Genomic DNA, 21,761 nt, shown 5'->3' with positions numbered 1-21,761 from the left:
GGGCTGCCATGCCGACGCTGCAATGCCGGGAGACCTGCCGTGTTCCGTTCCGCGCTTGCCGCCCTTGTCGGCGGCCTCAGTCTGTTCGCCCTGGGAGCGACTGCTCCAGCCAGCGCCCAGCAACCCGCCGCCGACACCGTGGCGGCCATCCGGGCCCGAGGCGCCCTGGTATGCGGCGTCGATGGCGCCGTGCCCGGCTTCAGCGCGCCGGACAGCCGGGGGGAAATGCGCGGCCTGGATGCCGACGGTTGCCGGGCCGTCGCCGCAGCCATCTTCGGCGATGCCAGCAAGGTGCGCTTTGTCCGCACCACGGCGCAGGCCCGCTTCACCGCCCTGCAGTCCGGCGAACTGGATATGCTGGTGCGCAACACGACCTGGACGCTGGCACGAGAGGCGGCACTGGGCCTCGAATTCGCGTCAATCAACTTCTATGACGGCCAGGGCTTCATGGTGAAGGCATCCTCGGGCGTCAAATCGGTCAAGGAGTTGGGTGGCGCCAGCATCTGCGTGCAGCAGGGCACCACCACCGAGCTGAACATGGCGGATTATTTCCGTACCAACGGCCTGCAATTCACGCCGCTGGTGATCGAGAGCATCGAGGAGGTGAACCGCGCTTTCATCTCCGGCCGCTGCGACGCCATGACCAACGATTCCTCCTCGCTTGCCGCCTTCCGCGCCAACCAGGCCGACCCCAACCAGTACACGCTGCTGCCGGACATCATCTCCAAGGAACCGCTGGGAGCCACGGTGCGCAAGGGAGACTGGAAGTTCTTCGACATCGTCCGCTGGGCGCATTTCGCCCAGGTGACGGCGGAGGAGCTGGGTATCACCGCGCAGAACGTCGACAGCTTCGCCGATAACAGCAACCCGGATGTGCAGCGTTTCATGGGCAAATCGGGCGATCTCGGCAAGATGCTCGGCCTGTCGCCCGACTGGGCGGTGCAGGTGGTGAAGGGCGTCGGTAATTTCGGCGAGATGTGGGACCGCAACATCACCCCGCTCGGCGTGCCGCGTGGCCTCAACAACCTTTGGAACAAGGGCGGGCTGCAGTACGCGCCGCCGATGCGCTAAGGGATTGCCGGCATTCCTGGCCGGTCGTTTTCCGCTTGCCGGCGCCGCGTGGCGCCGGAACACTGACTGCATCCGGGCACGAGACCCGGGCCCATCAGGGGAGGTCCGATTTGTTCAAGTTTCATGCCGTGGCCGCATCGCTGGCCGCGGGGGCACTGGCGGCAGGGCTCGCGTTCAGCCAGCCGGCCGCAGCGCAGGGCGCCGCATCTGCCGACACGGTGGGCGCCATCCGGGCCCGCGGCACGCTGGTTTGCGGAGTGATCGGCGGCACCGCCGGGTTCAGCCTGCCTGACACCAAGGGCGTGTACCGCGGTATCGACGTGGATGGCTGCCGTGCCGTGGCCGCCGCTATCCTGGGCGACGCCGACAAGGTGCGCTACGTCAACACCACCACCGCCAACCGCTTCACCGCGCTGCAATCGGGCGAGCTCGACATGCTGCTGCGGGCGACCACTTGGTCGCTTTCACGCGAGGGAGCGCTGGGCCTCGCCTTTGCCTCGATCAATTTCTACGATGGCCAGGGCTTCATGGTGAAGAAGTCGCTGGGCGTGGAAAGCGCCAATGGACTGGACGGGGCCACCATCTGCGTGCAGCCCGGCACAACCACCGAGCTGAACACCGCGGATTACTTCCGCACCCACAACATCCGCTTCAACCCTGTGGTGATCGACAATCTGGAAGAGCTGCGCGCGGCCTTTGTCAGCGGGCGATGCGATTCCTACACCAACGACTCGTCCTCGCTGGCCGCCTTCCGCGTCGCGCAGCGCAACCCGGATGATTACGTCCTGCTGCCCGAGATCATCTCCAAGGAACCGTTGGGCGCCGTGGTGCGCAAGGGCGACTGGAAGTTCTTCGACATTGTCCGCTGGGCGCATTTCGCCCAGGTGACGGCGGAGGAGCTGGGCATCAACAGCAAGAACCTCGACAGTTTCGCCGATAATTCGAACCCCGATGTTCAGCGCTTCATGGGCAAGTCGGGCGACCTGGGCAAGATGCTGGGCCTGCAGCCTGACTGGGCGGTGCAGATCATCCGCCAGGTAGGCAATTTCGGCGAGATCTGGGACCGCAACATCACCCCGCTCGGCGTGCAACGCGGCATCAACAATCTCTGGACCAAGGGCGGGCTCCAATACGCGCCGCCGATGCGCTGAGAACAGGACGGGGAGGCGCGCGGGCCGTCAGGCGGTGGGCAGGCGGCGGAAGCCGGGCTCGGCCGGCGGTTCGGCGAAATCCTCCTCGATCCGCTCCACCCAGGCGAGGCGGGGGCCGGCGCGGCAGGCGATGAGCAATGCGCCCACCGCCGCGGCGTCCCCCGCCACCAGCGCTTCCACGCTGCCATCGGCGCGATTGCGGACCCAACCCTGCACGCCCAGCCGCGTTGCTTCCTCCACCATCCAGTCACGATAGCCGACGCCCTGCACCCGGCCCCGGATCCGTACCGTCTTGGCGTCCATCCCCTTTCGTCTCCCCGGCTTCGCTATTGCCGGGCCAGTGTCAGCAGCCTCGCCGCCAGATGCACGTCGCGCTCGACGTTCTCCTGCCGCTGCGCCGCCTCCTCATCCCGGCCCCAGAGTTCCTGCTGGTAGCTTTCATCCAGGAAGGCGAGCCGGCAAGCCTCTGCGGCATTGATCCGGCCGCGCGAGAGGGCCAGACCCAGCGCCAAGCTGCCCAGCGCCGGCACGGCAACGCCGAGTGCGGCGAGCTCCAGCGGAGGATGCGCCGCCACCGCCTGCGCCAGCGCAGCAAGCGCGGCCGAATCCTGCGCCACTGGCATGATGCCCTCCGTGACCCTGAGCGGCGCCGCGCAAGCCTGCGCCAGCCAGTCGAGCAGCGGCTGCCACTCGGCTGCCTGACGCGCGGCCAGGGGCGCCTCGGTGGCGCGGTAGCACAGCAGGTCGGTGCCGCCATAGGATGCGATTGCCTCCGCCGAGGGCGCCGGATCGGGTGCGATGCGCTCCATGGCGGTGGCAGCCACGCGGGTAAGTGGCACTTCCTCCAGCCGCATCTCGCCGCCCTTACCGCCACCGGCCAGCTGCCATTCCTCCGCGACTGCCTCGGCAAGCGCACGCCCTGGCAGATGCAGGATGCCGCTTCCGGGCAGGCGCATCGGCCGGCCATCCAGCAGCACGGTGAAGCCGCCGCCGCCCGCGGAGTCGACGGTGGAGACGGTGGCCTGGTCCCAGAAACGTTTCATGCCGCGCTTATGGGCATGCGGCGGCCCGCCGCCAAGGGGGTGCCCGCGCGTCGGCCCTACCGTGCCGGAGGCTCGCGGTCCTTCTTCACCAGTTGCAATCCGCTCAAGGTCACGATGGTGGCCAGGCTGAGCACGATGGCGACGGCATAGGCATGCAGGGCCACTGCGCAGCCAATCGCACCCGTGACCCAGAGGCCCGCCGCCGTGGCGGTGCCATGCACGCGTCCGCCCTGGCGGATGATGGCGCCTGCGCCGATGAAGCCGATACCGGTTGTGAGCCCCTGGATGACGCGGGACGTGGCATCAGCGTTGTCCATCAGCGATGCCCCGCCGGCCTGCATGAAGCCGCATGAGGCGAGGGCCACCAGTGGAAAGGTGCGCAGCCCGGCGCTGCGATCTTCCCGTTCGCGGTCGAGTCCGATCGGCACCGCCAGCAGGTAGGCGATCACCAGATCCAGCGCCTCGCGCAGGTGCCATCCGTCCGGAAACATGACCTGTGCCCTCCCGCGCAGGGAACGGGAAGCGTGCACCGCGGTTTCGGTGGCGGCGGAAAGGGCGTATGCCAGCGCCGACATGCCGCAGCCGAACGAGACCATCATGCGCAACGATCCCATCAGCCTCGACGATCTTTCCGCCCGGATCGAAGCCAAGGGGCCGGCCTACATCGCCCTGTCCGACACCATCTGGGGCTTCGCCGAACTGCGCTTCAACGAGCACCAGTCGGTCGCCGCGCAGATCGCCACCATGGAGGCGGAAGGGTTTCGCATCACCCGTGAGGTGGCTGGACTGCCCACCGCCTTCATGGCCGAATGGGGCGAGGATGGGCCCGTGATAGGCTTCCTCGGCGAGTTCGATGCGCTGGCCGGACTTTCGCAGGAAGCCGGGGTGGCCGAGCCGCGCCCGGTGCTGCCCGGCGGCATTGGCCATGGCTGTGGCCACAACCTGCTGGGCTCGGGTGCCATGCTGGCGGCCGTGGCGGCGCGCGACACCCTGGCCGCCGAGGGCCGCAAGGGGATCATCCGCTATTATGGCTGCCCGGGCGAGGAAGGCGGCTCCGGCAAGACTTTCATGGCGCGGGACGGTGCGTTCAACGATCTGGATGCCGCCATCTGCTGGCATCCGGGCGTGTTCGCCGGGGTGAACTCGGCAAAGACGCTGGCCAATTTCCAGGTCTATTTCCGCTTCAAGGGCCGGCCCGCCCATGCCGCCGGCAGCCCCCATCTCGGTCGCTCGGCGCTTGACGCGGTTGAGATCATGAACATGGGCGCCAACTATCTGCGCGAGCACATGCCCAGCGATGCGCGTCTGCACTACGCCATCACCGATGCGGGTGGGAACTCTCCCAACGTGGTGCAGGCCAATGCCGAGGTGCTCTACCTGATCCGCTCGCCCAAGGTGGCGCAGGCAGCGGCGCTGTTCGAGCGGGTGAAACGCTGCGCCGAAGGGGCGGCGCACATGACCGAGACGAAGCTGACCGTCGAGATCGACAAGGCTTGCTCGGAGGTCATGCCGAACACCGTGCTGGAGATGGCGATGCACGAGAACATCCGCCGCCTCGGCGCTCCGGTTTTCGACGCGGACGACCTTGCCTTCGCCGCCGCCATCAAGGCGACGCTGACGCCCGAGGATATCGAGAGCAGCGTCGAGTTCTTCGGTGCCCCGCCCGAGGCGGCAGATCTCGCCATGGCTGAGGATGTGCTGCCCTTTGACGGCAATCCTCGCTGGATGCCGGGTTCGACCGATGTGGGCGACGTGTCCTGGGTGGTCCCGACGGTGCAGTGCCACGGCGCCAACTACGCCGTCGGCACGCCCTTCCACACCTGGCAGATGGTCGCGCAGGGCAAGAGCCCGGCGGCCCACAAGGGCATGCTGCACGCCTCCAAGGCCATGGCGGCGACGGCGCTCGACATGATCCGCGATCCGGAAATGCTCGCCCGCGCCAAGGACGAGCTGAAGCGTCGGACGGGCGGCAAACCTTATGCCTGCCCGATTCCGGCGGAAGTGAAGGCACCGCCGCTGCGGTGAGTGGGCAGCGTCCCCTCGAACTTTCCCGACAGGGGCTTGAAGCCCCTGCCGCCTTGTTCAAGGACGGATCGCCGGAGCTCACGCCGCATCAAGGGGCGGAAGCCAAGCTCGATGCCCGCTGGCGGCACTTTCACGCCCTGGATCACCTGAAGTGCCCGGGGATGGGTTCCAAACGCCCTAGGTCCCAAGCGCCTGGGCCATGGGAGGTCCGGGAGGGGCGGAGCCCCTCCTGCGGCGTCAGCCCGCGCCCTTCGCTTCCCGCCGGCGCTTGTGGAGGATGAACTCGGTATAACCGTTGGGCTGGGTCGTGCCTCCGAACACCAGGTCGCGCGCCGCCTGATAGGCCGGCCTGTCATAGCCGGGCGCCATCGGCGTGTAGGCGGCGTCCCCCGCATTCTGCTGGTCAACCACCGCCGCCATGCGGCGCAGCGTGTCTTCCACCTGCGCTTCCGTCACCACGCCGTGGCGCAGCCAGTTGGCGATGTGCTGGGCCGAGATGCGCAGCGTCGCCCGGTCCTCCATCAGCCCGACATCGTTGATGTCCGGCACCTTGGAACAGCCCACGCCCGCGTCGATCCAGCGCACCACATAGCCGAGGATGCCCTGGGCATTGTTGTCCAGTTCTGCTTGCACGTCCGCCGGTGACCAGTTGCTGTCAGATAGCGGGATGGTGAGGATATCGTCGAGCTTCGCACGCGCCCCGCCGGCGGCGATCTCCGCCTGCCGCGCCGCCACATCCACCTCGTGATAGTGCAGCGCATGCAGCGTGGCGGCGGTGGGGGAGGGAACCCAGGCGGTGTTGGCTCCGGCCTTGGGATGGCCCACCTTCTGCGCCAGCATGTCGCCCATCCGGTCCGGCGCCGCCCACATGCCCTTGCCGATCTGCGCCTTGCCGCGCAGGCCGCAATCCAGGCCGGTATCCACATTCCAGTTCTCGTAGGCGCCGATCCAGGCAGCGCCCTTCATGTCGTTCTTGCGCAGCACGGGCCCGGCTTCCATGGAGGTGTGGATTTCGTCCCCCGTGCGATCGAGAAAGCCCGTGTTGATGAAGGCCACACGCTCCTGCGCGGCGGCGATGCAGGCGCGGAGATTCACCGTGGTGCGCCGCTCCTCGTCCATGATGCCCATCTTCATGGTGTTGCGCGGCAGGCCCAGCGCATCCTCCACCAGGCCGAACAGTTCATTGGCCCAGGCGACTTCCTCCGGCCCGTGCATCTTGGGCTTCACGACATACAGGCTGCCGGCGCGGGAATTGCGGCGCGCGCCCTTGATGTCGTGCAGCGCGATAGCGGCGGTGACCAGCGCATCCAGGATGGTTTCCGGCACCTCTTTGCCATCGAGCGTCACCGCGTCGGTCATCATGTGGTGGCCAACATTGCGCACCAGCATCAGGGAACGGCCGGGCAGGGTCAGGCTGCCACCATCCGGCGTGGCGTAGCTGCGGTCTTCGTTCAGGCGGCGGGTGAGGGTTTTGCCGCCCTTCTCGAAACTGGCCTCCAGGTCGCCCTTCATCAGCCCGAGCCAGGCGCGATACACCGCCACCTTGTCCTCGGCATCCACGGCGGAAACCGAGTCTTCGCAATCCATGATGGTGGTGATGGCCGATTCCAGCACGACGTCGGCAATGCCGGCCAGGTCGTCCTTGCCGATGAAGTGTCCGCGGTCGATCACCACCTCGATATGCAGACCATGGTTGCGCAGCAGGATGGTGGATGGGCTTTCGGCGCTGCCGGTGAAGCCGGCGAACTGTGTCGAATCCTTCAGCGCCGTCGCGCCGCCATCCGCCAGGTTCACCAGCAGCAATCCACCAACAACCGAAAGCCCCGCAACATCGGCCCAGGCTCCGCCCAGCAGCGGCGCCGCCCCGTCCAGAACGGCGCGGGCGCGGGCGATCACCTTCTCGCCGCGAGCACGGTTGAAGCCTTGGCTGGCGGCAAGGGCGCCTTCCTGCGGAATGGCGTCGGTACCATAGAGAGCGTCATAGAGACTGCCCCACCGTGCATTGCCGGCGTTCAGCGCGTAACGGGGGTTGTTCACCGGCACCACGAGTTGCGGCCCGGCAATGCTGGCAATCTCCGGATCAACATTGGCCGTGCTGATGGCGACGGGGCCGGGATCGGGCCGCAGGTATCCAATCTCCGTAAGAAAGGCGCGGTAGGCAGCGGCATCCACCGGTTTTTGCGGGTGAGCCCGGTGCCATTCGTCGATCTTCGACTGCAGTGCATCGCGCTCGGCCAGGAGGGCGGCATTGCGCGGGGCGAGGTTGCGAAGAAGATTCTCCATCGCCTTCCAGAAGGCGTCGGGCTCGATGCCGGTGCCCGGCAGCGCCTCGGCCTGCACGAACTCCCGCAGCACCGGGGCCACCTGCAGCGCCGCCTTCTCAGCCCCCTTCTTACCGGCCATGTCCTGCTCCCTCTTCTGCTGGTGCCGGAGCATAGCGGGCAAAGAGCTTGAGGAGCAAAGCGCCTCCCACCAGCCGCATGCCGGGGGCGGCAGTTCCGGGTGGGGTCTTGCCCAGGCCGGATTATGGGTGGAGGCTGCCCGCGCCATTCCGTTGTTCCGAGCCTGAGAGGATGCCGCCCGCCATGGCCATCGCCTACGCGCCCCCGCCCTTCGCCACGCAGAACTGGCAGGTGACCAAGCCGACGGCCCGGGGCACGCGCGGCGTGGTGGCGAGCCAGAGCCGCGCCGCCGCCGAGGCCGGCGTCGCCGTGCTGGAGGCCGGCGGCAACGCGGCCGATGCGGCGGTGGCGACGGCCTTCGCGCTTGCCGCGATGGAACCCTGGAATTCGGGCCTGGGCGGCATCGGCTTCGCGCTGTTCCACAAGGCCGGCGAGGCCGAGGCGAAGCTGCTGGATTTCGGCCCGGTGGCACCCGCCGCCAGCGATCCTTCCGCCTTCCCGATGACCGGCAAGATGAAGCAGGACCTGTTCTCCTGGCCGGAGGTGGAGGGCGACCGCAACATCCACGGTCCGCTTTCCATGGTGATCCCGTCCTCCGTGGCCGGCTACGCCACCATGGCGGAACGCTTCGGGTCCGGCCTTCCGCTGGCCGAGTTGCTGGGGCCGGCCATCGCGCTCGCCCGTCGCGGCTTGCCGCAGGACTGGTACACCACGCTGAAGATCGCCAACTCGGCCAAGGTGCTGCGCCTGTACGAGGAAAGCGCGCGCATCTACCTGCCCGATGGGTTGCCGCCCGTTGCCCCCTACCAAGGCGCCATGAGCTATTTCCGCCTCGGCCAGCTTCCGGCGACGCTGGAGCGTCTGCGCGATGCCGGCTGGCGCGACTTCTACGAGGGCGAGATCGCAGCCTCCATCATCGCGGACGTCAAGGCCATGGGCGGCTTCCTTTCGGCCGAGGATCTGCGCGACTGCCAGGCGCAGATTCGCCCGGCTCTGTCGATCCCCTGGCGCGGCGGGCTGACCCTGCAGGGCGCTGGCGGGCTGACCGCCGCGCCGACGCTGGCGCGGGTAGTGGCGGAAATGGCGAAGCTCGATCCCGCCGCGCCCGATGCCGCCTGGTTCAGCGCCCTGGCCCGCACGTTGCGCAGCGCCTATGCCGAGCGGCTGGAGGGCCTCGGCGCCACCACCGCCCCCGAATCGCCCGAGACCTGCACCACGCACCTGACGGTGGTGGATGCCGAAGGCAACATGGTGGCGATGACTACCACGCTGCTCTCTTCCATGGGCAGCCGCGTGGTGCTGCCGGGCAGCGGCGTGCTGATGAACAACGGCATGATGTGGTTCGACCCGCGCCCCGGCTCGGCCAATGCCATCCGGCCCGGCGCGCGCCCGCTCTGCAACATGTGCCCGGTGACGGTGAGCGACGGGCGCGGCCCGGTGATGGCGCTGGGCGCCTCCGGGGGGCGACGCATCCTGGCCTCGGTCTATCAGACCCTCGCCTACCTGCTGGATTTCGGCATGAGCGTGGAGGAAGCGGCCCATTTCCCCCGCATCGACGTTTCCGGCCCGGACGACGCCACCGCCGATCGCCGCCTGCCAGCCGATGTGCTGGCGGCGCTGGAGGCGCAGGGCGGGCTGACGCTGGTGGACCATTCCGTGCTGCCGGTAAACTTCGCCTGTCCCAACCTGATCCGCGCCGAGCAAGGTGGGATGGTGGGCATCACCGATGTCATGACCCCCTGGTCGGCCGCCGTCGCTGCGCGCTGACCACCGCCGGGGACCTCAGCGCCCCCGCATGGCCAGCAGGATGCCGGCGCCGATCAGCGCCAGCCCGGCGAGGTGAAAGCCGTGCAGCGCCTCGCCCAGCAATCCTACTGCCATCAGGCTGCCGAATAATGGCAGGAGGTGGATGAACTGCCCCGCACGGTTCGCGCCGATCAACTCGACCCCCCTGTTGAAGAACAGGTAGGCCAGCAGCGAAGGAAAGAGCGCCAGGTAGAAGATGGCGAGCAGCAGCGTGGCGGTGACGGGTGGCGCAGCGCTGTGGCCCGCCTCCCAGATCGCCCCCGCGCCGATCGCCACCAGGGCAAGGGCGATGCTGGCCGCCAGAAAGCTCAGCGGGTGGATCGCCGGCCGCAGCCGCAGGCAGGCCGAATAGACCGCGTAGGACAGCACCGCCGCCAGCACCCACAGATCGCCCGGATGCAGCCGGAGCGCCAGCAGGTCCTCCACAGAGCCGTGGCTGGCGATGGCCACCACCCCGCCGGCCGAGAGCGCCAGGCCCAGCACCTGCCCGCGCCGCGGCGCCTCGCGGAACAGCAGGAAGCTGCACAGGATGATGGCCAGCGGGATCACCGATTGCAGCAGCAGCCCGTTGATGGCCGGCGTGCTGCGCAGCCCGATATAGACCAGCGTGCTGAAGGAGCCGATGCCCAGCAGCGACAGCCCGAACAGCAGCGGCACATGGCGCAGGATCGCCTGTGCATCGCGTCGCAGATGCGGCCAGGCGAAGGGCAGCAGCATTCCTAGGGCCAGCAGCCAGCGCCAAAAGGAAAGAAAAAAGGGCGGTACGCTCTGCCCGATCCCCCGGCCGATGATGAAGTTGCCGGCCCAGAACAAGCAGGCCCCTATCAGCAGCAGCACCGGCATGCGCCAGAGCCGGCCAAGCATTCCCCAGGCGGAAGGGGTGCCGAGCGGCCGGTTTCGGTCCAGGCTGGTCGGCATCCGGGTTCTCCTGCGGCAGCGACCAGGGGCCGCGATGGGTCAGCCCCTCTGTCATAACCGCCGTGTGGTAAGGGCGGCAAGGCGGCCGCACATTCTGGCCTGGCGCCGCTCAGGCCGTGGCCAGCAGAACCACCCCGGCGGAGATCAGCGCGATGGCAGCGATCTTCTGTACCCCTAGCGCCTCGCCGAAGCCGTAATGCCCGATCAGCGCCACGATGACATAGGAGGCGGCGGTGCAGGGCAGGGCCACGCTCATCGGCAGCTTGCGCAGCGCCACGATGTAGAGCATCGCCGCGCCGCCATAGAAGACCAACCCCAGCATCGTCTGCCAGCGGAAGAGCTGCACCAGAAAGGAGCCATGACCGATGGTGCCGAGCTTCAGCAGCACCTGCCCGGCCAGCGAGGTGCAAATGGCGGCGGCCAGCACAGCCCAGTGCAGCAGTGGGGCGGTGGTAGCCATCAATAGAGGCCCGGTGTCAGGATCTCGGCGCGTTCTTCCGGCGCCGGGCCCGGCGGCTGCGGCCCGGCCGCCACCACCTGCCGCACCACGCCTTGCGGCTTGCCATTGGCCGAAAGAAAGGCGCGACCGAGATACTCGCCCATGACGCCCAGGATCAGGAACTGCACACCCGCGATCAGCAGCGTCACCGTCATCACCGAGGCCCAGCCGGTGGGAGTGTCAACCGTCAGCGCCTCGATCATGGTGAAGATGGCGCCGACCACGCCGAGCGCGCCCATCGCCACCCCCGCCAGCATGGCAAGCCGCAGCGGCAACAAGGAAAAGCTGGTGGCCAGATTCAGCCACAGCCGGATCAGCCGCCGAAGCGTGTAGTTGGAGCGCCCCTCCATGCGCGGCAGGTGCAGCACCTCGATGCTGTCGATGCGCTGCGTCACCTGCATCACCAGCCCGTCGATATAGGGGTAGGGGCCGGCATAGCGCGTCACCTGACCGACCACGAGCGCCGACATGCAGCGGAAGGAGGAAAGGTAGAGCCCCTTCGGCTTGTCCATCAGCTGGTCCGCCACCCAGTTGGCGAAGCGCGAGCCCAGGTTGCGCCAGCCCTCATGCTGCTTCTCGGCATAGCGGGTGTAGACCACGTCCCAGTTGCCGAGCCGGGCATGGTTGTAGAGCTTCAGCACCTCCTCCGGCGGGTTCTGCAGGTCATCGTCCATGGTGATGACGTAGCGGCCGCGCATGTGCCGGAGCCCGGTCATGACCGCGTTGTGCTCGCCGAAATTGCGCGCGTGCTCGACATAGGTGAGCGGCACGGTGGCGGTGCGGGCGAGCTCGCGGCAGACCTCGCCGCTGTTGTCCGGGCTGCCATCGTTGACCAGGATGACCTCGATCCCGCCCTCGGGCTCCAGCGCCGAAAGGGCGGCGACCAGCCGCCCTACGGTATCCGCCCCGCGATACACCGGTACAACGATGGACAGGCCGATGGCCGGTTCGGGGAGGGGCGTGGTCATGGGCGTTGGACCTTGGTGAGGAGCTCAGCGTCGTGTGGCGATGGCGAGCACGGAGCCGCCGGCCGGGTAGCGGAGGCCGAGGCGGACCAGCGCGGCTTCGGCCACGGTCACGCCGTGCAGCGTGGCATTCAACCACGGCGGAAACGGGGCAACGTCGCTGGCATCGTCCGCACCACGCGCCAGCAGCTTGCGCTGCGCCACCATCAGCGGCAGCAGCAGCGCGTTCCAGTAGGTGACTCGGCCGGGCGCGAAGCCGGCGCGCGCCAGCAGGCGGCGCGCTTCGCCCGCGGTGTAGCGGCGGGCATTGTGCACCCGCCGGTCATGCGCCGAGTGCAGCCAGCGAAAAGCCGGGAGGTTCAGCACCAGCACGCCACCCGGCGCCAGCACCCGGTGCATCTCGGCCAGCGCCCGCGCCTCGTCCACCGCCGCGTGGCAGAGCACGTCCATGCTGGCGAGGGCGGTGAAGCATGCGTCGCCGTAGGGCAGGGCGGCAGCATCCCCTGTGACGATGGCTGCCGCGGATTTCGCGGCGGCGCGGCGGGCGGCAGCAGGGTTGTATTCGAGCCCGTGCAGAGCCTGTCCGGGGAAGCTGGAGGCAAGGCGGCGGAGCAGCCCCCCGGTGCCGCAGCCCAGGTCAAGCCAGGGGCCGGGCGGCGGTTGCGCGGTGCGCAAAGCGGTGCCGACGCGGGCATGCAGGGCGCGATACCACCACATCCGCTCCTCGGCCGCGTCCATCAGGTCGTATTCGGCGGGATCCACGGGAAAAGTTGTGGCAGCGCCCGATGATGGCCGCAATGCCATTGCAGAAATTGCCTTGCCGGGGAAGGATGGTCCGGCGTCCGATGAAGCCGAGCACCATGAATGCCGCCGCCGGGGAGCATGCCCCGGAGAGAACCACACCCGGCCGTCATGCGGACCCCGCCTATTTTGCCGATACCTGGGCTTTCCAGGCCCTGGCGCTGCGCATCCTGGCACTGCTTCCGGCGCTCGGCTTCCTGCTCGTGGTGTTGTCGCCGCCGCTGAACCACGATGTTGCCGCCGTGCTGGATTTCGCAGCGCGGATGCTGCGGGGCGAGCCGCTCTATGCCGAGCTGGTGGACGTCAACCCGCCGCTGGTCTTCCTGCTGAACCTCCCCGCCGCCTGGCTGGCGGCGATGACGCCGCTCTCCGACATCCAGGCGCTGCTCGGCCTGCTGCTGCTGTTCTGCGCCGGCACGCTCTGGCTGTGCCTGCGGCTGGCGCAGCGCGGCGCCGCGGAACGCGCGGTGCTGATGGCGTTGCTGCCCTTGCTGATGCTCCAGGCTGGCTACGATTTCGGCCAGCGCGAGCACCTGATGGCTGTGGCCGCGCTGCCCTACCTGTTCCTGGCCGAACGGCGGATTGCGGCGGTGGCGACACCATGGCCCCTCTGGCTGGCGGCGCTCGGCCTGGCGGCCCTGGGCTTCGCGCTGAAGCCGCATTTCCTGGCCGTGCCCCTGCTGGTGGAAGCCATGGTGCTGCTGGCCGTCTGGCGCGGGCGGGGCTTGGTCGCGGCCTTCCACGATCCGGCGCCGTGGCTGATGGCGGCACTCTGGGCGCTGTATGTCGCTGCCATTCCGGTCTTTTTTCCGGCCTACTTCGACGAGATCCTGCCACTCGTCTGGGGCTGGTACGTCGATCTGGGCAGCGCCCCCTGGTGGCGGGTGCTGCTGACGGCACCTACCGGCAGCGCGGCGCTGCTGGCTCTGGGTGCCGCGCTGCTGGCCGGCTTCGCGCCGTCCCGGCTGGGCTGGCTGCCGAAGCTCGCCGCCGCAGCCATGCTGGGCGGGCTGGCCGCCGCGCTGGTGCAGCACAAGGGCTGGAGCTACCACCTGGTGCCTGTGTGGCTGTTCGGCGGGCTGGCGGCGGCGACGCTGGCCGCCCGCGCCGCCGACGCCGCCTTATCGCCCGGGACCGCCCGCCGCGCGGGACCGTTTCTGGCCTTCGGGCTGGCGCTGTTCCTCGGTGCCTTCGCGCTGCGTGGCGACCAGTCGCCCTGGCTGCAGCTCAACTGGGCGGAAAGCCGCGGCGGTCAGCTCGCCGCATGGCTGGCGCGCGAGGCGCCGGAAGGTCGGCTCCTGGTGCTCTCCCCGGATATCCCCGACGTGTATCCGGCGGTGAACTACGCCGGGGAGCGGCTGCTGCTGCCCTTCATGAGCACGTGGCTGCTGCAGGCGACCTATGGCGAATGCAGCCCCGGCGCGCCGCGCTACCGCGCGCCCCGCGCCATGCCCGAGGCCGAGCGCCGCGTCTGGAACAGCGTGGCGGAGGCGCTGGCGCAGGGCGCGCCGGCCACGGTGATGATCGCCCGCTGGAGCGGCATCCCGGAATGCGGCGGGCATTTCGACCTGCTCGACTACTTCCTGCGGAACCCGGAATTCGCCCGCGCCTGGCGAATGTACCGGCCGGCGGGCGAGATCGGCGGCTATCGCCTGTTCCGGCGGGTTCCCTGATGTCGGCCGTGCTGCCGCCGCTTGCCCCCGCCGCGGCCGGCGACGCCATCCTGCGCGGCATGGGTCTGGTGGCGCTCGGCTATGCCGTGATCACTGTTTCCGACGCGATGGTGAAATGGGCTCTGCCCGAGGTGGGGCCGGCGGCGGCGATGATCTGGCGCGGCGTGTTCGGCGCCCTGGCCATTGCCGTGCTGGCGCGCGGCCAGGTGGTGCGCGTGGTGAACCGGCGGCTGATGCTGCTGCGCTGCACGATCCATTGCGGCGTCACGGTGCTGTTCTACATCGTCTGGCTGCGTGGCATGCCGCTGGCCGACACCTATGCGGTGGCCGCCGCCTCGCCGCTGATCGTGACCCTGCTGGCCATCCCGATCCTGGGCGAGCAGGTGGGCTGGCGCCGCTGGGCCAGCACGGTGGGCGGATTTGTCGGCGTGCTGGTGATGTTGCGCCCTGGCGGGGATCTGTGGAATGCCGACGCGGCCCTGCTGGTCCTGGCCACGTCGCTGATGGCGCTGACGCGGCTCTGGACCCGGCTGCTGGCGCGCACCGACACCCCGGCCAGCATCGCTTTCTGGCTGCTGCTCGCGCATGTGCCGGTGGGCCTCGCGCTGCTGCCGGCCATGCCACCGCCCAGCGCCTTGCCCGGCTGGGGCACGGCCGCCGTGCTGGTGCTGCTGGGCGCGGCCAACGGCGTGGCGCACTGGCTGTTCGCCCGCGCCTTTGCGCTGGCGCCGGCCTCGGTTCTGGCGCCTTTCGAGTTCTCCACCCTGGTCTGGGGGCTGGTGCTCGGGCTGGTGATCTGGGGACAGTTCCCGGCCCTTGGCACCCTGGGGGGCGCTGCCATCGTGATCGCCGCCGGGCTCTACAACCTGCATCGCGAGCAGGTCCGGCGGCGCGATGCGCTGCGCGCCGGCAGTCAGGGGAAGAACTGATGCCGCTGCGCCACGACCTGCGCCGCGGCGCGCTGATGATGCTGGGCGCCACGGCGCTGTTCTCGGTGATGGGCGCTCTGGTGAAGGCGCTCGGCGACAGCATCCCCTTTCCGGAGCTGATGTTCTTCCGCAACCTGCTGGCCCTGCCGGTGGTGGCGCTGATCGGGCTGCGGCGGCATGTGGACCTGCGCACCCAGCGTTTCGGCGGGCACGTGGTGCGCGCGCTGGCCGGCATCGGCGCCATGGGCTGCTCCTTCTTTGCCATCACCGTGCTGCCGCTGGCCGAGCAGACGGCACTGAACTATTCGCAGCCGCTCTTCGTCACGCTGCTGGCCATCCCCTTTCTGGGCGAACGGCCCGGCGTACATCGATGGGGCGCGGTGCTGGCCGGGTTTCTGGGTATCGTGGTTATCGCCGTAGGGCAGGGGGCGTTCACCAGCCATGGCGGGCCGCCCGGGCAGGCGGAGTGGCTGGGCTGGGCCGGCTTCGCCGCCGCGGCGGCGGGCGGGCTGTTCGCGGCCCTCACCACCCTGCTGGTGCGCCAGCTCTCCGCGACCGAGACCACCGCCGCCATCGTGCTGTGGCAATCCATCCTGATGACGGCCATGTCGGCCCTGGCCCTGCCCTTCATCTGGGTGACGCCGAGCCTCGAGCAGTGGGTGCTGCTGCTGGGCATCGGGCTGTTCGGCGGGCTGGCCCAGGTGATGCTGACGGAAGCCTATGCCAGCGCGCAGGTCTCGGCGCTCGGCCCCTATTCCTATTCGGCGCTGATCTGGGCCATGCTGCTGGGCGCCCTGTTCTGGGGCGACCGGCCCACGCCCACCATGCTGCTGGGCTCGGCGATGATCGTCGCCGCCGGGCTCTACATCCTGCATCGCGAATTGCGGCGGCGCGGCCGTTGAGCGCGCCGCCGAGGAGAAGGCGCATGAGCATCCGCTACATCAAGGAGGACGCCCTGCCGGCCGGCGCGGTGCAGGAATTGGGACGGCCCGGCGGCCCCAGGCTGCGCCGGATCCGTGCCGGCAATGCCGGGCCGTTCACCTTTCTCGGGACCAACAGTTATCTCCTCGGCGAGCACGAGGTCACGCTGCTCGATCCGGGGCCAGAGGATGCGGCGCATCGCGACGCCATCCTGCGCGCCCTCGGCGATGAGCGCATCACCCGCATTCTGGTCAGCCACACGCACCGCGACCATTCGGGCGGCGTGGCGGCCCTGCAGGCGGCAACAGGCGCGCCCAGCCATGGCTTCGGCCGGCACCGCGTACCGGAAGGGGGCGACCAGGACTTCACGCCCGACCACCGTCTGGCCGATGGCGATAGCGTGGCCGGTGAGGGCTGGAGCCTCACCGCCCTGCACACGCCAGGCCATTGCGGCACCCATCTGTGCTTCGCGCTGGAGGGAGAGGGGGTGCTGTTCTCCGGCGACCATGTGATGAGCTGGTCCACCAGCATCGTTTCACCCCCCGACGGCGACATGGCGGAGTACATGGCCAGCCTGGAGCGGCTTCTACGGCGGGATGATCGGCTCTACCTGCCTGGCCATGGCGCGCCGCTGCCTGACCCCATGCCTTTCACCCGGACCATGCTGGAGCACCGCCAGCGGCGCGAGGAAGGGGTGCTGGAGGTGCTCGGCCGCCATGGACCCGCAACGGTGGAGGAGCTGGTGCCGTTCCTGTATCTCGGCCTCGATGCACGGCTGCGCCCGGCTGCGGCGCGCAGCCTGCTCGCGCACCTGCTGAAGCTGGCCGGTCAGGGCGAGGCCGAACTCGCGCCCGACGGTGCGTGGCGGGCACTGCCCGGCTGAGTGCCCCGCTCAGAAGCCGAAACTGATCCCGAAGCGGAAGGCGTTGTAGCCGTTGCGACCATCCAGGTAGCTCAGGCCCAGCTGCACCGGCGCCGCCTGCCCGACGGTCACCGTCAGCCCGTATTCCTGCCAGCTGCGCACCGCGATGTCATCGCCCGCGACGCGCGTATCGGTGACGTTCACCCCGAGCAGCACCGGCCGGTTCCCGATGCTGCCGACAGGGCGGGAAAGCCGCAGTCCGTTGCGGTAGTAAACGTTCTGCAGGTCGTAGCGCAGATCGTAGTCGCCGACCTGCACCGGCTCCGTCTCGTAGTACCCGACCGTGTTGCCGATGCCGAGCACCAGCCCCGCCGGCAAGGCCATCCGGAGGTCGCTGGTCAGCGAAGCACCATAGGCCGCGCCTACCGACCCAACCTCGCTGGAGCCCGCTGCGCCGCCGCGCATCGCCGGCGTCAGCGCCCACCGCAAGGCCTCCCGGCGCAGCACCGGCACCCGCAGGCCAATGCCGGCGGAGCCCAGGTAGGAGGTGGCGCCCGCCACCGTGGTCAAGCTCAGCGGGAGGTCGAGAAACAGTTCCGGCCCGTCCGCACCGAACACGTAGGACACTGCCAGCGGCAGGTCATAGGCCGTGGTGTCGAAGTCGTTCGATTGGTGGCGACCGAGCCGGCCGCTGATGCCGAAATGCCATCCTGCCTCGCGCGGCTCCATGCGGCCCAGGTCGCCCGGGAGTGCTGTGCCGGCGCCATGGTCCGCAGTGATCGACTGGCCTTGCAGCGAGGAGGGATTGCCGATTACCGGGTCGATGGTGCTGTTGGCGGCGATCGCGTCGTAGATCTTGCGCAACTCCTCGGTGTTGCCCTGGCCCCTGGCGAAGGTTTCCAGCTGGCGCGTCGAGTCGGCGAAGCTTTGCCCCGAGAAGACCTGGGTCACGCCGGCGGCTGGGACAGACAGCACCAGTGCTGTCTCGCCAGGCACGCGGGTGACCGTGGCGGGCAGGCCGCGGATGCTGACATCCGCTCTGACCGAGGATCGTGGGGTGTAGTTGGGCGCGATCTCGCGGATGCTCCGTTCCCGCAAAGCTCTTTGCGCCTCTGAATAGCTGCCAAAGGTCCGGGAATAGGTCTGGCCATCAACCTCCAGCGTCACGCTGTAGGGCGCGGCCTTGGCGATGCCAGGCGCGCTGGCCGCCAGCAGCATGGCAACAGGCGCGCTGCGTGCGAGGATCCGCCGGGCTACTGCCGGGCGGATAGGAGCCGGGTATGTCATACAACGCATGGTTGCTGACTATCCGTTAAGGAAGAATGAGGCTCACCTTCCGAGACAGGGCCATTCCGGCCACGAACGGCTTCCGCGATCCCTGCCGCGGAAGCCGTCCCCGGATGGGATCAGGCGGCGCGTGCGGTGGCCACGGCCTTCCACACCACTTCCGGCGTTGCCGGCATGTCCAGATGGGTTACCCCGGCCGGGGCCAGTGCATCGACCATGGCATTGATCACGGCAGGAGGCGAGCCCACCGCACCGGCCTCACCTGCACCCTTGACGCCAAGGGCGTTGGTTTCACACGGAATCTCAACCAGCTCCACCTCGATATCGGGCAGGTCGTTGGCGCGTGGCAGGGCGTAGTCGTTCAGGCTGGCCGAAAGCAGCTGGCCGGTGTCCGGATCATAGGCGGCGCGTTCCATCACTGCCTGGCCAATCCCTTGCGCCACGCCCCCATGCACCTGGCCGCGTACGATCAGGGGGTTCAACGCATGTCCCACATCATCCACCACGATGTAGCGGGCGACTTCGGTGTGGCCCGTATCCGGATCGATCTCTACCTCGGCGATATGGCAGCCATTCGGAAAGGTGTGCGCCGGGATGGCCGCGACCTCGGCGGCGTCCAGCAGCGTCACCGTCTCGCCCCGGGCGGCCCGCTCGCGCTGGGCGGCGGCGAGTTCCAGGATGCCCAGGCCGCGATCGGTGCCGGCGATGGCGAAGCGGCCACCCTCGAACTCGATATCCGCGACAGCGGCTTCCAGCGCCTCGGCAGCCGCCTGCTTGCCCTTCTCAATGACGCTGGCGGTGGTCGCCAGCAACGCGGCGCCTTCCGAGTAAAGGGAACGGGCGCCTCCAGTGCCGCCGCCCGAGGGTAGTCCATCGGAATCGCCCTGCAGCACGCGGATCTTCTCGATCGGAATGCCCAGCTGGTGGCCGGTGATCATGGCATAGGCCGTTTCATGGCCCTGGCCGGTGGATTGCGTGCCGACCAGAACGTCCAGCATGCCGTCATCGGCGAATCGCATCGCCGCGCGCTCCGAGGCATCGCCGCCCGTGGCCTCCAGGTAATAGGCCATGCCGATGCCGCGCCGCTTGCCGCGCGCCTGCGCCTCGGCACGGCGGCTCTCGAAGCCCTGCCAGTCGGACAGTGCCAGCGCCTTGTCCAGAACCATCGCGAACTCGCCGGAGTCATAGGTCTGTCCCACCGGCGTCTTGTGCGGCATGGCAGAGGCCGGAACCATGTTGCGGCGGCGCAGCTCGATGCGGTCGATGCCGGTTTCACGCGCGGCGGCGTCGATCAGCCGCTCCACTAGGTAGTTGCTCTCTGGCCGGCCGGCACCGCGGTAGGCATCCACCGGCACGGTGTTGGTCAGCACGCCCAGCACATTGGCGTAGATGGCCTGGAAGCCATACACGCTCGCCAGCACCTTGGTCCCCGCGCCGCAGGGGATGAAGGGAGCGAAGGTGGAGAGGTAGCCGCCCATATCGGCGTAGTTCTTGGTGCGCAGCGCCAGGAACTTGCCATCCTTGTCGAGGGCCAGCTCCCCGGTGGTGAGGTTCGCGCGCCCCTGGGTATCGGACTGAAAGGCCTCCATGCGCTCGGAGATCCACTTCACCGGGCGTTCGAGCCGGCGCGCCGCCCAGCAGCACAGCGCGTACTCGGCATACATGTAGAGCTTCATGCCGAAGCCACCGCCCACATCGGGGGTGATGACGCGGAACTTTTCCGGCGGCAGGTGGAACACCGCGTTCGCCAGCAGGTCCTTCACCAGCCACGAGCCCTGGGTGCCGGCATGGAGCGTGAACTTGCCGCTGGCCGCATCGTATTCGGCGAGTGCCGCGCGGCCCTCCATGCTGTTCACGATGATGCGGTTGTTCACCACCGTCAGCTTGGTGACATGCGAGGCCTGGTCGAACAGGGCCTGGGTCGCCGCCTCGTCTCCGGCCGACCAGTCGAAGCAGATGTTGCCGGGAGCACCCTCCCAGATCTGCGGCTGCCCGGCCCCGGTGGCGGTGGCGAGGTCGGTCACCGCCGGCAGCATGTCGTAATCCACCATCACCGCCTCGGCCGCGTCGCGCGCCGCCTGCACCGTGTCGGCAACAACAAAGGCCACGCCATCACCCACATGCCGCACCGTGCCGACCGCGAGGCCGTAGCGCGGCGTGTCGGCGCGAGGCGAGCCGTCGCGGTTCTTCAGCGGAATGGCGCAGGGGATCTCGCCCAGCCCGTCATCCATCCAGTCCTGCCCGGTCAGCACGGCCCTGACCCCCGGCATGGCCGCGGCGGCGGCGGTGTCGATGGACTGAATGCGCGCATGGGCGTGCGGGCTCCGCAGCACCACGGCATGCAACTGGCCGGGCACGGAGATATCGTCCGTGTAGCGCCCGTTGCCCTTCAGCAGGCGCGGATCCTCGACGCGGCGCACCTGCTGGCTGAGGCCGAACTTGGCCATGGCTTCTCTCCCTCGAACTCTCCCGGCCGGCATGATTGGCCATGTCCGGCGGCAAGGGAAGGGCGAAGGCGCGGGCTCAGTGATGAATGAAAACCGGGCAGGGCATCATTCTGAGCAGCTTGCGCGTGGCCGAGCCGGAGATCAGCCCCCGCCATCCCGTCACCTCGAAGGAGCCGAGCACGGCCAGGCGGGGCTTCATGCGCGCCGCCTCCTCCAGCAACAGGTCGGCCGGGCGGTCGCCCTCCACCGCGAGGGCGGTGGCGTTGAAGCCGTGGCGGGACAGGTAGGCGCGCCCTTCCTCGGCCAGGGCGCGGGCGCGGCCCGCATCGGCGTCCACCGACACTACGCGGATCTCGGCATCCTCCTCAGGCTTCATCAGCGCGAAGATCTGCAGGGCGCGCTGGGCCGGGATGGAGGCATCATAACCCACCAGCACCGCCCCGGCCGGATCGTATCCCGGCATCTCGGCCCGCGGCGGCACCACCAGCAATGGCCGTGCACCATGCCGCAACAGCCCTTCGATGACGGGAGCAAGACCATCCTCGCTGCTTTCCTGGCCCAGCGTGGAGTCGCGGCCGATCACCAGCAGGTCGTGCCCCGCCGCTGCGCGCAAAAGGGCCGGCTCCGGCGCCTCCTCCAGCCGCAGCTTCTCCACCGGCAGATCGCCGGCGGCGGCATCGAAGGCATCCAGCGCCGCCCGCGCCTCGGCCTCGGCGCGCTGCACCAGGGCGGCGTTGCGGTGCTCCAGGAAGGCGCCGCCGCCGATCGGGACCGGACCTGCGGCATCGCGGGTGTGCGGCAGGTCCATCACCACGGCGGCAGCGAGGTGCGACCCGTCGCGACGGGCGAAGAAGATGGCCAGGTCGCGGGCCGCAGCGGCGCCGGGCGTGTCGTCCAGTGCGATCAGGATGCTGCGGATCATGGCATTCCCCGTGCGGTATGCCGCCGATCCTAGACCGTC

19 protein-coding genes are annotated in these 21,761 nt (G+C 69.0%); 8 read left to right on the top strand and 11 right to left on the bottom strand.

What is annotated here, in order from left to right; all coding sequences use genetic code 11:
• The first annotated feature begins 39 nt into the window (after positions 1 to 39).
• Both ACFOD4_RS17045 and ACFOD4_RS17040 read left to right on the top strand, forming a co-directional pair.
• Positions 40 to 1,071, top strand: coding sequence for an amino acid ABC transporter substrate-binding protein (locus ACFOD4_RS17045; RefSeq protein WP_379598334.1), 1,032 nt, complete (start codon positions 40 to 42; stop codon positions 1,069 to 1,071).
• Positions 1,072 to 1,181: 110 nt separating this feature from the next.
• On the top strand, positions 1,182 to 2,222 hold the full coding sequence (locus ACFOD4_RS17040; protein WP_379598332.1) for an amino acid ABC transporter substrate-binding protein: 1,041 nt from the start codon (positions 1,182 to 1,184) through the stop codon (positions 2,220 to 2,222).
• 27 nt (positions 2,223 to 2,249) lie between these two features.
• Here the strand turns inward: ACFOD4_RS17040 and ACFOD4_RS17035 are convergent, their stop codons facing one another.
• The 3 genes from ACFOD4_RS17035 to ACFOD4_RS17025 are packed head-to-tail and all read right to left on the bottom strand — an operon-like array spanning position 2,250 to position 3,864.
• A complete protein-coding gene (locus tag ACFOD4_RS17035) occupies positions 2,250 to 2,525 on the bottom strand; it encodes an acylphosphatase (RefSeq protein WP_379598330.1) in 276 nt (91 codons plus the stop codon).
• Positions 2,526 to 2,548: 23 nt separating this feature from the next.
• The gene (locus tag ACFOD4_RS17030; RefSeq protein ID WP_379598328.1) at positions 2,549 to 3,265 is read right to left on the bottom strand and encodes an ATP12 family protein; all 717 of its coding nucleotides are present in this window, start codon (positions 3,263 to 3,265) and stop codon (positions 2,549 to 2,551) included.
• A 56-nt stretch (positions 3,266 to 3,321) separates the two neighbouring features.
• Entirely contained in the window at positions 3,322 to 3,864 is a 543-nt protein-coding gene (locus ACFOD4_RS17025) for an MgtC/SapB family protein (protein WP_379598327.1), read from the bottom strand.
• Here ACFOD4_RS17025 and ACFOD4_RS17020 point away from each other — a divergent pair.
• On the top strand, positions 3,863 to 5,290 hold the full coding sequence (locus tag ACFOD4_RS17020) for a M20 family metallopeptidase (RefSeq protein ID WP_379598326.1): 1,428 nt from the start codon (positions 3,863 to 3,865) through the stop codon (positions 5,288 to 5,290). The genes ACFOD4_RS17025 and ACFOD4_RS17020 overlap by 2 nt on opposite strands.
• A gap of 237 nt (positions 5,291 to 5,527) precedes the next feature.
• Here ACFOD4_RS17020 and ACFOD4_RS17015 read toward each other — a convergent pair whose 3' ends face one another.
• Positions 5,528 to 7,693, bottom strand: coding sequence for a malate synthase G (locus tag ACFOD4_RS17015; RefSeq protein ID WP_379598324.1), 2,166 nt, complete (start codon positions 7,691 to 7,693; stop codon positions 5,528 to 5,530).
• Positions 7,694 to 7,875: 182 nt separating this feature from the next.
• Here ACFOD4_RS17015 and ACFOD4_RS17010 point away from each other — a divergent pair, with 182 nt between their 5' ends.
• Positions 7,876 to 9,459, top strand: coding sequence for a gamma-glutamyltransferase (locus ACFOD4_RS17010; protein ID WP_379598323.1), 1,584 nt, complete (start codon positions 7,876 to 7,878; stop codon positions 9,457 to 9,459).
• 15 nt (positions 9,460 to 9,474) lie between these two features.
• Here the strand turns inward: ACFOD4_RS17010 and ACFOD4_RS17005 are convergent, their stop codons facing one another.
• The 4 genes from ACFOD4_RS17005 to ACFOD4_RS16990 form a co-directional block, all read right to left on the bottom strand.
• The gene (locus tag ACFOD4_RS17005; RefSeq protein ID WP_379598322.1) at positions 9,475 to 10,416 is read right to left on the bottom strand and encodes a DMT family transporter; all 942 of its coding nucleotides are present in this window, start codon (positions 10,414 to 10,416) and stop codon (positions 9,475 to 9,477) included.
• Positions 10,417 to 10,525: 109 nt separating this feature from the next.
• Positions 10,526 to 10,876, bottom strand: coding sequence for a DMT family transporter (locus ACFOD4_RS17000; RefSeq protein WP_379598320.1), 351 nt, complete (start codon positions 10,874 to 10,876; stop codon positions 10,526 to 10,528).
• On the bottom strand, positions 10,876 to 11,883 hold the full coding sequence (locus ACFOD4_RS16995) for a glycosyltransferase family 2 protein (protein ID WP_379598319.1): 1,008 nt from the start codon (positions 11,881 to 11,883) through the stop codon (positions 10,876 to 10,878). The genes ACFOD4_RS17000 and ACFOD4_RS16995 overlap by 1 nt, the downstream gene beginning before the upstream one ends.
• A gap of 24 nt (positions 11,884 to 11,907) precedes the next feature.
• The gene (locus ACFOD4_RS16990; RefSeq protein WP_379598318.1) at positions 11,908 to 12,684 is read right to left on the bottom strand and encodes a class I SAM-dependent methyltransferase; all 777 of its coding nucleotides are present in this window, start codon (positions 12,682 to 12,684) and stop codon (positions 11,908 to 11,910) included.
• A gap of 41 nt (positions 12,685 to 12,725) precedes the next feature.
• On the opposite strand from ACFOD4_RS16990, the gene ACFOD4_RS16985 reads away from it, so the two are divergent.
• The 4 genes from ACFOD4_RS16985 to ACFOD4_RS16970 are packed head-to-tail and all read left to right on the top strand — an operon-like array spanning position 12,726 to position 17,087.
• Positions 12,726 to 14,354: a hypothetical protein gene (locus ACFOD4_RS16985; protein WP_379598317.1), complete on the top strand. Its 1,629-nt coding sequence runs from the start codon at positions 12,726 to 12,728 to the stop codon at positions 14,352 to 14,354.
• The gene (locus ACFOD4_RS16980) at positions 14,354 to 15,283 is read left to right on the top strand and encodes a DMT family transporter (RefSeq protein ID WP_379598316.1); all 930 of its coding nucleotides are present in this window, start codon (positions 14,354 to 14,356) and stop codon (positions 15,281 to 15,283) included. The genes ACFOD4_RS16985 and ACFOD4_RS16980 overlap by 1 nt, the downstream gene beginning before the upstream one ends.
• Complete coding sequence (locus ACFOD4_RS16975; RefSeq protein WP_379598315.1) at positions 15,283 to 16,185, top strand: DMT family transporter; 903 nt, start codon at positions 15,283 to 15,285, stop codon at positions 16,183 to 16,185. The genes ACFOD4_RS16980 and ACFOD4_RS16975 overlap by 1 nt, the downstream gene beginning before the upstream one ends.
• A gap of 23 nt (positions 16,186 to 16,208) precedes the next feature.
• Positions 16,209 to 17,087, top strand: a complete 879-nt coding sequence (locus tag ACFOD4_RS16970) for an MBL fold metallo-hydrolase (RefSeq protein WP_379598314.1) — start codon at positions 16,209 to 16,211, stop codon at positions 17,085 to 17,087.
• A gap of 9 nt (positions 17,088 to 17,096) precedes the next feature.
• On the opposite strand, the gene ACFOD4_RS16965 is transcribed toward ACFOD4_RS16970, so the two are convergent.
• The 3 genes from ACFOD4_RS16965 to ACFOD4_RS16955 all read right to left on the bottom strand — a co-directional run bounded on the left by ACFOD4_RS16965 (position 17,097) and on the right by ACFOD4_RS16955 (position 21,722).
• Positions 17,097 to 18,362: a hypothetical protein gene (locus tag ACFOD4_RS16965; RefSeq protein ID WP_379598313.1), complete on the bottom strand. Its 1,266-nt coding sequence runs from the start codon at positions 18,360 to 18,362 to the stop codon at positions 17,097 to 17,099.
• Positions 18,363 to 18,472: 110 nt separating this feature from the next.
• Positions 18,473 to 20,800 carry a xanthine dehydrogenase family protein molybdopterin-binding subunit gene (locus ACFOD4_RS16960; protein ID WP_379598312.1) on the bottom strand — a complete coding sequence of 776 codons (2,328 nt, stop codon included), beginning with the start codon at positions 20,798 to 20,800 and terminating at the stop codon, positions 18,473 to 18,475.
• Positions 20,801 to 20,876: 76 nt separating this feature from the next.
• A complete protein-coding gene (locus tag ACFOD4_RS16955) occupies positions 20,877 to 21,722 on the bottom strand; it encodes a universal stress protein (RefSeq protein ID WP_379598310.1) in 846 nt (281 codons plus the stop codon).
• Between the last annotated feature and the right edge of the window lie 39 nt (positions 21,723 to 21,761).

This window comes from Teichococcus globiformis, from assembly GCF_042646265.1.
Taxonomy (GTDB): domain Bacteria; phylum Pseudomonadota; class Alphaproteobacteria; order Acetobacterales; family Acetobacteraceae; genus Pseudoroseomonas; species Pseudoroseomonas globiformis.
Note: the sequence above shows the minus strand (reverse complement) of the source record. Positions and strands in the feature narration are given on the sequence as shown.

Coding starts and splice junctions, on each gene's coding strand:
- ACFOD4_RS17005 (WP_379598322.1), bottom strand. CDS start 10,416: ATGCCGACCAGCCTGGACCGAAACCGGCCGCTCGGCACCCCTTCCGCC.
- ACFOD4_RS17020 (WP_379598326.1), top strand. CDS start 3,863: ATGCGCAACGATCCCATCAGCCTCGACGATCTTTCCGCCCGGATCGAA.
- ACFOD4_RS16970 (WP_379598314.1), top strand. CDS start 16,209: ATGAGCATCCGCTACATCAAGGAGGACGCCCTGCCGGCCGGCGCGGTG.
- ACFOD4_RS16960 (WP_379598312.1), bottom strand. CDS start 20,800: ATGGCCAAGTTCGGCCTCAGCCAGCAGGTGCGCCGCGTCGAGGATCCG.
- ACFOD4_RS16955 (WP_379598310.1), bottom strand. CDS start 21,722: ATGATCCGCAGCATCCTGATCGCACTGGACGACACGCCCGGCGCCGCT.
- ACFOD4_RS16965 (WP_379598313.1), bottom strand. CDS start 18,362: ATGCGTTGTATGACATACCCGGCTCCTATCCGCCCGGCAGTAGCCCGG.
- ACFOD4_RS17025 (WP_379598327.1), bottom strand. CDS start 3,864: ATGATGGTCTCGTTCGGCTGCGGCATGTCGGCGCTGGCATACGCCCTT.
- ACFOD4_RS17000 (WP_379598320.1), bottom strand. CDS start 10,876: ATGGCTACCACCGCCCCACTGCTGCACTGGGCTGTGCTGGCCGCCGCC.
- ACFOD4_RS16990 (WP_379598318.1), bottom strand. CDS start 12,684: ATGGCATTGCGGCCATCATCGGGCGCTGCCACAACTTTTCCCGTGGAT.
- ACFOD4_RS17010 (WP_379598323.1), top strand. CDS start 7,876: ATGGCCATCGCCTACGCGCCCCCGCCCTTCGCCACGCAGAACTGGCAG.
- ACFOD4_RS16980 (WP_379598316.1), top strand. CDS start 14,354: ATGTCGGCCGTGCTGCCGCCGCTTGCCCCCGCCGCGGCCGGCGACGCC.
- ACFOD4_RS16995 (WP_379598319.1), bottom strand. CDS start 11,883: ATGACCACGCCCCTCCCCGAACCGGCCATCGGCCTGTCCATCGTTGTA.
- ACFOD4_RS16985 (WP_379598317.1), top strand. CDS start 12,726: ATGAAGCCGAGCACCATGAATGCCGCCGCCGGGGAGCATGCCCCGGAG.
- ACFOD4_RS17030 (WP_379598328.1), bottom strand. CDS start 3,265: ATGAAACGTTTCTGGGACCAGGCCACCGTCTCCACCGTCGACTCCGCG.
- ACFOD4_RS16975 (WP_379598315.1), top strand. CDS start 15,283: ATGCCGCTGCGCCACGACCTGCGCCGCGGCGCGCTGATGATGCTGGGC.
- ACFOD4_RS17035 (WP_379598330.1), bottom strand. CDS start 2,525: ATGGACGCCAAGACGGTACGGATCCGGGGCCGGGTGCAGGGCGTCGGC.
- ACFOD4_RS17015 (WP_379598324.1), bottom strand. CDS start 7,693: ATGGCCGGTAAGAAGGGGGCTGAGAAGGCGGCGCTGCAGGTGGCCCCG.